Consider the following 10,957-nt stretch of genomic DNA (forward strand, 5'->3'; position numbering starts at 1 on the left):
TCATTCTAAAAATGGAGGATGCACTGCAAAAGTTTACTTTAAAAATAATACCATGATAGAGAACTTAATACAGACACTAGAAACCTTAAATATCAGACTTCGGGTAGAAAACGGGGACTTAAAAATTAATGCTCCAAAAGGGACTTTGACTCCTGAAATTATTGCGGACATTAAGCTGCATAAAAATAGATTTATTACCTTGTTATCATCTTCAGAATCAATTCCAAAAGCTGCGATAAAAGAATCTTATGCACTTACTTCTTCACAATACCGTTTGTGGACTTTAAGTCAATTTGAGAGCGGTAACTCGGCTTATAACTTATTTGCTGCATTTGAGTTTAAGGGAGCGATGGAATTTGAAAAATTAGCGGAAGCCTTTCAAATTCTGGTAGAAAGACATGAGAGTCTGCGTACCGTTTTCAAAGAAGACGAACAGGGAAATCTGGGACAGTATATAGTTTCGGCGGCTCAGTACAGTGGAGCTTTACAGTTTACAGATTTAAGCAATGCCACAGCTGAAGTCCTGAGCAATCATACCAATGCACTTCAAAGACATACTTTTGATTTAGAAAAAGGACCTCTTTTTATAGGAGAGATTGTAAAGACAGCTGCAGATTATCATATTCTAATGCTTAACATGCACCACATTATTGGCGATGGCTGGTCGATGGGGGTATTGAGTAAAGAATTTGTAACCATTTATAATGATTTGGTTATAGGAAATGAGATCGTATTACCGGACTTGCCTATTCAGTACAAAGATTATTCAGAATGGCAAAGCAGTCCTTCCCGACAAGCAGTGCTGGAAAAATCCAAAGCTTTATGGTTAGAGACATTCTCGGGAGATTTGCCGGTTTTGGAACTGCCTTCCAATAAAGTAAGACCCAAATTTAAAACGTATAACGGTGCGGGGATAAAACACTCCTTCTCAAAAGAGAGTACCGCCGCACTTAATACCTATGCACAGCAAAATGGAGTAACACCTTTTATGGTTTTAATGGCAGGGATAAACGGATTACTGTCCAGATATACCAACAGCAGAGACATTATTTTAGGTACTCCCGTAGCCGGAAGAGAACACAGTGATTTGGAAAATCAGGTTGGGTTGTACTTAAACACGCTGGCGATTCGAACCACATTTGAAGCAACAGCAAGTTTTGAAGAGTTACTGGCCCTACAAAAAGAAACCCTGCTCAATGCCTATTCGCATCAGGATTATCCTTTAGACAGTTTGGTAGAGGCGCTTGATCTTAAAAGAGATTTAAGCCGATCGGTTTTGTTTGATGTTTTAGTGGTATTTCAGAATCAGCAGGAATTGTTAGCGTCTGAAAGTTTAACCATAAACGGTGTTGAAATAAAACCTTATAAAAATCTGAAAAAGTCCTTTAGCAAATTTGACTTAACCTTTGCTTTTTCAGAATATCAGGGAGAAATGACTTTAGATTTCGAATACAATACTGATATTTATGAATCAGAATTTGTAGCGCGATTGGCGGCACATTTAGAAAACTTTTTAACCAAAGCCATTCAAAATCCGGAGCAAAAAGTAGCGACACTCAACTATCTGAGCAAAGCCGAGACAACGCAATTGCTACAGGATTTTAACGGCACAGCAGTAGCGTATCCGAAGGATTACTCTATGGTTGATTTGTTTGTGAATCAGGCGAATAAAACTCCGGAGAAGATCGCTTTAGTGACCGATACCAAAAGCTTTACCTACAAAGAACTCGATGAGATTTCGAATGAATTATCACACTATCTGCTGAGTAATTACAACTTAGCCGTAGAAGATTTAGTAGGGGTAAAATTGGGGCGCAGTGAGTGGCTGCCTATCGCTTTATTAGCCGTTTTAAAATCAGGATGCGCTTATGTACCGATCGATCCCAACTATCCGGCACAAAGAATTGAATATATCGAGCAAGACAGTAAATGTAAAATCACCATAGACGATAGTTTTATAGCAAGTTTCAGAGAGGCAGAATCCATATCAAAATCATTGCCGCAGATTACTTTTAGTGCACAGCAATTGGCTTATATCATTTATACCTCAGGCTCCACTGGAAAACCAAAAGGAGTTATGATCACCCACCAGAATGCGGTAGCCATGTTGTGCTGGTCGCAAAGAGAATTTAGTGATACCGATTTTGATATTTTATACGCCGTAACCTCACACTGTTTTGATCTGTCTGTTTATGAATTTTTCTATCCGTTAAGTATTGGAAAACAAATCCGTTTACTGGCCAATGGATTGTCGATAGCAGATTATATCCAAAATGACAAAAACGTATTGATCAATACCGTGCCTTCTGTAATCCATACCCTGATTGAGAAAGGTACCACCTTTGAAAATGCGGTTGGAATCAACCTTGCCGGAGAAGCCTTTCCGGTGAGTATTGCCAATCATTTTACCAATTCAGGCATTGCCATTAGAAACCTGTACGGCCCATCAGAAGATACCACCTACAGCAGTTATTACCGAGTAGAAGGCACTTACGAAAATTCCGTGCCTATTGGAAAAGCTTTGGACAACACCCAGTTTTATGTACTCTCAGAAGAGCTGGCACTACAACCTGTAGGGGTTATTGGAGAAATCTGTATCTCGGGAGACGGTTTGTCCAGAGGGTACTTGTATCAGCCGGAACTTACCGCAGAAAAGTTTATCGTTAATCCATTTAACGATACGACTAAGTTGTACAAAACAGGCGATTTAGGTAAATGGCTGCCTGATGGCACCATCGCTTACATTGGCCGAAAAGACAGTCAGGTGAAGATCAGAGGACATCGTATCGAATTGGGTGAAATCGAGCAGGTATTGCAGTCTCAGGAAGAGATCGATCAGTGTGTGGTCATCACAGCAACCGTAAATGGAGATCCGGTGATTGTAAGTTATCTGGTAAGCACTGCAACTATTGACAAACAAAAGCTTCGTCAATCACTCTCAAGAGAATTACCCGAATACATGCTGCCAAGTTATTATGTTTTCTTGGATAAATTTCCCCTAACACCAAACGGTAAGATCGACAAAAAAGCTTTGCCATCAGTAAGCACAGACGATGTCATCCAGCAGGAATATGTGGCTCCAACCAATGAAATCGAAGAAAAACTAGCAGCAATATGGCAGGACATTCTAAAACTAGAGAAAATTGGCATCACCGATAATTTCTTTGAATTGGGAGGAAACAGTTTAAAAGCTACTGTTCTAATCAACAGAATAAACAAGGCTTTTGATACGAGATTTTCTATTGAAGATTTGTATGAAACCCAGGATGTTATTGGAGTTTCGGAAAAACTGAAATTTATTGTGTTTCAGAATGAATTGGCCGGAGAGTCGGTTGATGATTTGGATGAAATTATGATATAAACGGATCTCAATTCAACCGATAGTATTTTTTGATGCTAACTAGTGAGAGGAGAATATAATGATTCTGAAAAACAGAGATGCTTTAATTTATTTAAAAAATTATATCGTGATAAAAAATTTACTACATACGTTACAATCCTTGAATATCAGACTTCGGGTTGAAAATGGAGATTTGAAAATTAATGCTCCGAAGGGGACTTTGACTCCTGAAATTATTGAAGACATTAAAGCCTGTAAAAATGAGTTGATCAAATTACTTTCTTCTTCAGAGTCTATTCCAAAAGCTGCAATAAAAGAATTTTATGCGCTTACCTCGTCTCAGCACCGTTTGTGGACCTTAAGTCAGTTTGAGACGGGTAATTCAGCTTATAACTTATTTAATGCCTTTGAGTTTAAAGGAGTATTGGAATTTGAAAAATTAGCCGAAGCCTTTCAAGTTTTAGTGAAGAGACATGAGAGCTTGCGTACCATTTTTAAAGAAGATGATCAGGGTAATCTGGGACAGTATATTGTTTCGATGGCTCAATACAGTGGAGCTTTACAGTTTACAGATTTAAGTAATGCCACCGCTGAAGTTTTGAGCAATCATGCCAATGCCCTTCAAAGACATGCTTTTGATTTAGAAAAAGGACCTCTTTTTATAGGAGAGATCGTAAAGACAGCTGCAGATGATCATATTTTGATGCTTAACATGCATCACATTATTGGTGATGGCTGGTCGATGGGAATATTGAGTAAAGAATTTATAACAATTTACAATGGATTGATTACAGGAAATGAGATCGTGTTATCTGACTTGCCTATTCAGTACAAAGATTATTCAGAATGGCAAAATAGTCCGTCCAGGCAAGCAGTAATGGAAAAATCTAAAGCGGTATGGCTAGAGACCTTTTCAGGAGATTTGCCGGTTTTGGAACTGCCTTCCAATAAAACAAGACCGAAGCTTAAAACCTATAACGGATCGGGGGTAAAGCATACTTTTTCAAAAGAAATGACTACTCAGTTTAATGCACATGCACAGCAAAACGGGGTAACACTTTTCATGCTTTTAATGGCGGGTATAAACGGATTACTGTCCAGATATACCAACAACAGGGATATCATTTTGGGAACACCTATAGCGGGAAGAAAACACAGTGATCTGGAAAACCAGGTTGGATTGTACTTAAATACGCTGGCCATTCGAACCGCTTTTGAAGAAAAAACAAGTTTTGAAGAATTACTGAAGATACAAAAAGAAACTTTACTAAAAGCCTATTCTCATGAGGATTATCCTTTTGATAGTTTGGTAGAAGCGCTAGATCTTAAAAGAGATTTAAGCCGTTCGGTTTTGTTTGATGTTTTAGTGGTATTTCAAAATCAACGTGAATTATTAGCGTCTGAAAACCTAACCTTAAACGGGGTTGAAATAACATCCTACAAGCAGTTGAAAAGGCCCTTCAGTAAATTTGATTTAACCTTTGCTTTTGCAGAATATCAGGGAGAACTGAGCCTACACATCGAATACAATACAGATATTTATGAATCAGAATTTGTAGCACGATTGGCGGCTCATTTAGATACTTTTTTAATCAAAGCCATCCAAAATCCGGAGCAAAAAGTAGCGACACTCCACTATCTGAGCGAAGCCGAGACAACACAATTGTTACAGGATTTTAACGACACAGCGGTAGAGTATCCTAAGGATCATACCATGGTTGATTTATTTGTAACTCAGGCAAAGAAAACCCCGGAACAGATCGCTTTAGTAACCGATGCCAAAAGTTTTACCTACAAAGAACTCGACGAAATCTCTAACGAGCTTTCACATTACCTGTTGAGTAATTACAACTTAGCCGTAGAAGATTTAGTAGGGGTAAAACTGGATCGCAGCGAGTGGCTGCCTATTGCACTTTTGGCCGTTTTAAAATCAGGATGTGCTTATGTTCCAATCGATCCCAACTATCCGGCGCAAAGAATTGAATACATCGAGCAAGACAGTAAATGTAAAATCACCATAGACGATAGTTTTATAGCAAGTTTCAGAGAGGCAGAATCCATATCAAAATCATTGCCGCAGATCACTTTCAGTTCGCAGCAGCTGGCTTATATCATTTACACTTCAGGATCCACAGGAAAACCAAAAGGAGTCATGATCACCCATCAGAACGCGGTAGCCATGTTATGCTGGTCACAAAGAGAATTTAGCGATACCGATTTTGACATTTTATATGCCGTAACTTCACATTGTTTTGATCTGTCCGTTTACGAATTTTTCTATCCGTTAAGTATCGGAAAACAAATCCGTTTACTGGCCAATGGATTATCGATAGCAGATTATATCCAAAATGACAAAAAAGTACTTCTTAATACCGTGCCTTCAGTAATCCATACCCTGATTGAGAAAGGAACCACCTTTGAAAATGCGGTTGGAATCAACCTTGCCGGAGAAGCCTTTCCGGTGAGCATTGCCAATCATTTTGCAGCCTCCGGCATTGCCATTAGAAATCTGTACGGCCCATCAGAAGACACCACCTACAGCAGTTATTACAGAGTAGAAGGTACTTATGAAAGCTCGGTGCCTATTGGAAAAGCACTGGACAATACCCAATTTTATGTACTCTCAGAAGAGCTGGCATTGCAGCCCGTAGGGGTTATTGGAGAAATCTGTATCTCAGGAGACGGTTTGTCCAGAGGGTATTTGTATCAACCGCAACTTACAGCAGAGAAGTTTATAGAGAACCCTTTCAAAGAAGACAGCAAACTTTATAAAACAGGCGATTTAGGCAAATGGTTGCCTGATGGTACCATCGCTTACATCGGCCGAAAAGACAGTCAGGTGAAGATCAGAGGACATCGTATCGAACTCGGAGAGATCGAGCAGGTATTGCAGTCTCAGGAAAATATCGATCAGTGTGTGGTCATCACAGCAACCGTAAATGGCGATCCAGTGATTGTAAGTTATCTGGTAAGTACCGCAACTATTGACAAACAACAGCTTCGCCAGTCACTTTCAAGAGAATTACCCGAATATATGCTGCCAAGTTATTATGTTTTCCTGGATAAATTCCCTTTAACACCAAACGGCAAGATCGACAAAAAAGCCTTGCCATCGGTAAGTACAGACGATGTCATCCAGCAGGAATATGTGGCTCCTTCGAATGAAATTGAAGAAAAGCTCGTTGCCATCTGGGAGGAAGTTTTGCAAAAAACTAAAATAGGGGTAAGTGATATCTTTTTTGCCCTTGGCGGACACAGTCTCAAAGCCACTCAGGTAATTTCTAAGATTCAGAAAGAATTTAATATTAAAATTGAACTTAAGGAATTGTACAAAGAGCCTACCATTACCAATTTGGCCGGTTATATTGAATCGATACAAATTTTAAACAAACAACAGTTAATTCCTTCTGTTGTTGGAGAAGAGTTGGTTTTTTAGAGTTACAGCTCATTTTAAAAAAGAGGAAATATTATTAAAAAAACAGTTACAGGAGTATTCTTGTAACTGTTTTTTTTGTTTTAAAGCTATTGTAATTTGCTGTATTTCAGTTGTTTTTTTGAGTGAAGTGATTTATTTGTTTTTTCTGTTTTGTGTCTAGTGTATTGATTTACAGTTTGTAATGGTTTTTTAGTTGGTAAAATCAGTAATACTGCGGGTTCAAACGCTAAAAACTACCCTTTAGGTTAAAAGGGTACAGGCTGTTTCTGTTTAATTTTGAATAAAAAAATAATACTATGGATGATCGTTATTCAAAGAATAAACTTTATCTAAGCGATGAAGAACAAGAGATTATAAAAGATTTTCCAATTTTGCTGGCAGGAAGCGGTATTGGAAGCGTAATTGCAGAATGTGCGCTGCGCTTTGGTTTTGAAAAAATCACTATTGTAGACGGTGACCAGGTAGAACGGTCTAATTTGAGCAGACAGAATTATACAGAAGATGATATCGATTCTAACAAAGTAGATGCTTTGGCAAAACGATTGAAATCAATCAATAAAAATGCAGAAATCAATTGTATCGATTTTTTTCTGACTGTCGAAAACATCGGAGATCATATAAAAGGTCATAAAGCAGCGATTAATACGCTGGATTTTTCTTCTCCCGTACCACTTATATTTGATACCGCTTGTCAAAAGTTAGATATTCCGGTACTGCATCCTTATAATATTGGATGGGGGAGTCTGGTAACGGTTATTGCCAGAGACGGACTTCTTTTAAACGCATTGGCAAATGGAGAGGAAGAATTCAATGAAGCGACCATGATGGAATATGCTTCAAGTTATTTGAGATTTTGGGGAAATCCACAAAAATGGATGGACAGTATAATTGAAAAGTACAAAATCGAAAAAGGCTGTCAGTCACCACCTCAAATGGCTATTGCATCATGGTCAGTAGCGGCTTTATGTACTCATTTGCTTTTTAATATTGCAACCGGTAAAAAGTTCAAAAAATTCCCTGAGTTTTATTTGTCTGCAATTATTGATGAGGATTTATAGAATCCCTTTTTGGGCTTTTAGCAATGACAATTTACTGTGTAGGGACATAGATTTTATGGAGTGTTAGATGTGAAATATAAAATGTGAAACGTCTTAATTTTATCCGGAGAATCTATGTTTCTATGTGTTTAAGGCATAGCCACAGAGTATAAGGATTTCAAAAATCTGTCAAATCTGCGTGAAAAAAAGGATCGCATAAGGAGATAGATTTTAAGAGATGTGAAAAGAGTAAAGAGTGTCTCATAGAAACACATTTCTCTATTATAACGCTCTGTGTTTTATTAAAAGTGAAACGCCTTATTTTAGGCTGTAAAAGTCTATGTTTCTATGTGTTTAAACCATAGCCACAGAAAAGATCCAACAGAAAAAATCTGAGTGAAAATACTCCACGCACAGAAACATAATTTTTATAAGCAAGAAAGGAACATTAAATCAGTTTATTACTGGTTGCGTAAGCAATAGCCTCAGCAATATTTCCAACACCTAGTTTGGTGAACAACTTCCTTTTGTGAAACTTAATTGTATCAGCCGATACAAACATACTATCAGCCATGTTGGCAATGGTAAAGCCCCTGATAGAATACTGCAAAACCTCCTTTTCTCGACTGGTGAGTTCTATTTTTTTATTCACCTTCCAAAAATCTCCCTCAAGATCATAACTGAAGATCTTATTTTCCCCCTTTTTGTAAATTTTAATATTTCCCGACTGCAATTCAGAAGAAAGCGAGATAATACAAATCGATTTCCAGATTTTACCATCATTGGTCAGGAAAACGGGAGTTAGTTTTTGATTCACCAAAAAAGTCTTTCCATTAGGATTCTTCAAGCGGAAGTCATAAGAGATCGTATGATGTATACGTTCTTCCACGGGAATGTTTTGGTAAAAGTCAAATCCGATTGTATTAATCTTCAATAATAAATCCAGATCTTCTTTAACCACATATTTGAAATAAAAGGCATATCCAAGTTCCTGAACTTCTGCCGGAGTGTGATCACACAAGAATAATGGATTTTCGGATACATACTCAAACCCCTTTTTTTCGTAATCAATAATATAAATACTACTGTAAGTTGTTCTGGCAAATGCTTTGACCAGTTCTAAATAATTTCCCAGTCTGCCTTTTTCATCTTCAGAGATCTTCTGAACGGTGTTGTTAGAGGAAAAAAAGTCGTTTTCAATTACCATGTTTTAAGGTTTTTTTAACAGGACGTGAATATAGGAAAATTGTGAATATGATATTAAAAATTTTAATATTTAACTTATAAATTTTTAACGTACAAAGGAATAAACAGCTCCTTTTTTGATGCTTTTTTCTCATAGCGGAATGCTTGCTAAAAAACTACACTAAAGGGTGGTTTTTGTTTAAGATCTTGGTAACTAGTATTTTGTGTAGCGAAAGGCGTAAATTGTGGTGATAGTTTTGGAGAAAACAAATACTATGAAACTCGCCAAAAACCACCACACCGCAATTAGTCAAAATGACATCTTCCGTATGTCAAAATTTGTAGTCACAGAAAACTTCAATCACCACTCTAATGAAGTTTTTCCGGGCCACTATCAAAAAGATATTGATGCCGTTTACAAAGAAGAAATGAACTACCTTGAAAACTCTAAAATTTTCGCATTCAAAAACGAGTTTGGAGATTTTACCGGTACGATCAGAGTTCTAAAATGGGACTTCATTACTCCGCTTCCAATTCAAAAAATGTTTGGGATCAATCCTTTCTTATGTGCCGAAGGAGATGCCATCAATGAAATGTGGCATATTGGCCGTTTTGCCATTAAAAAAGGGGTTCGTGATGTAAACCTTCTAAAAAAACTATTGGTTTGTGCCATCGCACCGGTTTGCAAACACAAAGACAATATGGCCTTTGCCGAAATCGATGCTAAACTATTACGCGTATTAACCCTAATGGGCATCAAAGCAAAAATTGTAGGCAAATCAATCGAATATCTGGGATCAGAAACCATTCCTGTATCGATGTCTTATAATGGTCTTATTACTTTCTACAACGAGAACAAACATTTAGTTACACCGGAAGATTTTGAGCTTTCTTCTGTAAACTATAAACTACCCAATAAGGTAGTATTTAATGCTAACAAGCTGAACTACACTTTGGTGTAGTAGAATTTGAAAACCTGTATTGTAAATTTACTTCAGTAAAAATAAGTAGTTGGATTAGCAACTTTCAGATTTTTACAACACACTCAAAAGGCACCAAAATTTACCTGGAGAGTTCCAACAAAAACATGATTACCAAAATTACTTTCGGGTAAAAAAGGTAAAGCTATTAAACCAAAAAACGTATCTAAAAAAAATAACCATGTGACTGGTAATAGCGCAGCTATGCCCGGTGACGAAAAAACCAAATAATATGGATCGAAAACAAGGTTGGCATGTTCTTTACGTCAAGTACAGGCATGAAAGTAAAGTCTACAAAGAATTAACGGAAAAAAAATTAGAAGCTTTTTTACCCATGGCCACCAGTATCAGACAGTGGAGTGACCGAACCAAGAAAATTGAAATTCCGTTATTTCCCAGTTATGTTTTTGTAAACATTAAAAACAACAAAGACTTTCATGATGCTTTAAATGTAGAGAGCGGTTGTTCATATTTGTCTTTCGGCAAAGAATACGGCAAAGTTTCCGAAGAAGAAATTGCTTACATCAAACTCTTCACCCAGGGAAAAGACATCACCGATGTTCAGGTTGAATCGGCACTGCCAAAAATAGGTGATAAACTTACAATCAAACATGGAGAACTATCAGGTTTGGAATGTGAAGTTTTCAGAGTCGATAATCAGCACAGAATCAGCGTACGATTAAGTTCATTACGCCAGAATATATCAGCCGTAATACCTTTGTCGTATTTATCCAATTCAGAAGAAAACGTCTTCGCCAAAGCGTAGGTTTTAGATTTTCTTTTCCATTAGATTATCGCCTCCAATGTAATGGAGCGCATCATTAAAGTGATTTTTGTACTTGTCATAAAGAGTAAAAATCTCTTATCTCAATCCTTTTTTACTACATCAAAATCTAGTTTTTACTACCTGGTAAAATCACCACAGCACATTGTCTTTTAGAACAATGTGTTTGGTGTTATACGTAGGTTATTTTAAATA

General features: G+C 37.3%; 6 protein-coding genes. 5 read left to right on the plus strand and 1 reads right to left on the minus strand.

Annotated elements, in window-relative coordinates; genetic code table 11:
* Positions 1-52 precede the first annotated feature (52 nt).
* From ACAM30_RS13515 to ACAM30_RS13525, 3 genes are all read left to right on the plus strand, one after another.
* Complete coding sequence (locus tag ACAM30_RS13515) at positions 53-3,361, plus strand: amino acid adenylation domain-containing protein (protein WP_369615136.1); 3,309 nt, start codon at positions 53-55, stop codon at positions 3,359-3,361.
* A 106-nt stretch (positions 3,362-3,467) separates the two neighbouring features.
* Positions 3,468-6,776: an amino acid adenylation domain-containing protein gene (locus ACAM30_RS13520; protein WP_369615137.1), complete on the plus strand. Its 3,309-nt coding sequence runs from the start codon at positions 3,468-3,470 to the stop codon at positions 6,774-6,776.
* 296 nt (positions 6,777-7,072) lie between these two features.
* On the plus strand, positions 7,073-7,834 hold the full coding sequence (locus ACAM30_RS13525) for a ThiF family adenylyltransferase (RefSeq protein WP_369615138.1): 762 nt from the start codon (positions 7,073-7,075) through the stop codon (positions 7,832-7,834).
* 427 nt (positions 7,835-8,261) lie between these two features.
* Here the strand turns inward: ACAM30_RS13525 and ACAM30_RS13530 are convergent, their stop codons facing one another.
* Positions 8,262-9,020, minus strand: a complete 759-nt coding sequence (locus ACAM30_RS13530; RefSeq protein WP_369615132.1) for a response regulator transcription factor — start codon at positions 9,018-9,020, stop codon at positions 8,262-8,264.
* A gap of 253 nt (positions 9,021-9,273) precedes the next feature.
* On the opposite strand from ACAM30_RS13530, the gene ACAM30_RS13535 reads away from it, so the two are divergent.
* Positions 9,274-9,960, plus strand: a complete 687-nt coding sequence (locus ACAM30_RS13535) for a hypothetical protein (protein ID WP_369615139.1) — start codon at positions 9,274-9,276, stop codon at positions 9,958-9,960.
* A 250-nt stretch (positions 9,961-10,210) separates the two neighbouring features.
* Complete coding sequence (locus ACAM30_RS13540) at positions 10,211-10,744, plus strand: UpxY family transcription antiterminator (RefSeq protein ID WP_369615140.1); 534 nt, start codon at positions 10,211-10,213, stop codon at positions 10,742-10,744.
* Positions 10,745-10,957: the final 213 nt, after the last annotated feature.

Origin of the sequence: Flavobacterium sp. CFS9, assembly GCF_041154745.1 — a bacterium.
Classification (GTDB): Bacteria; Bacteroidota; Bacteroidia; order Flavobacteriales; family Flavobacteriaceae; genus Flavobacterium.

Coding starts and splice junctions, on each gene's coding strand:
- ACAM30_RS13515 (WP_369615136.1), top strand. CDS start 53: ATGATAGAGAACTTAATACAGACACTAGAAACCTTAAATATCAGACTT.
- ACAM30_RS13540 (WP_369615140.1), top strand. CDS start 10,211: ATGGATCGAAAACAAGGTTGGCATGTTCTTTACGTCAAGTACAGGCAT.
- ACAM30_RS13530 (WP_369615132.1), bottom strand. CDS start 9,020: ATGGTAATTGAAAACGACTTTTTTTCCTCTAACAACACCGTTCAGAAG.
- ACAM30_RS13525 (WP_369615138.1), top strand. CDS start 7,073: ATGGATGATCGTTATTCAAAGAATAAACTTTATCTAAGCGATGAAGAA.
- ACAM30_RS13535 (WP_369615139.1), top strand. CDS start 9,274: ATGAAACTCGCCAAAAACCACCACACCGCAATTAGTCAAAATGACATC.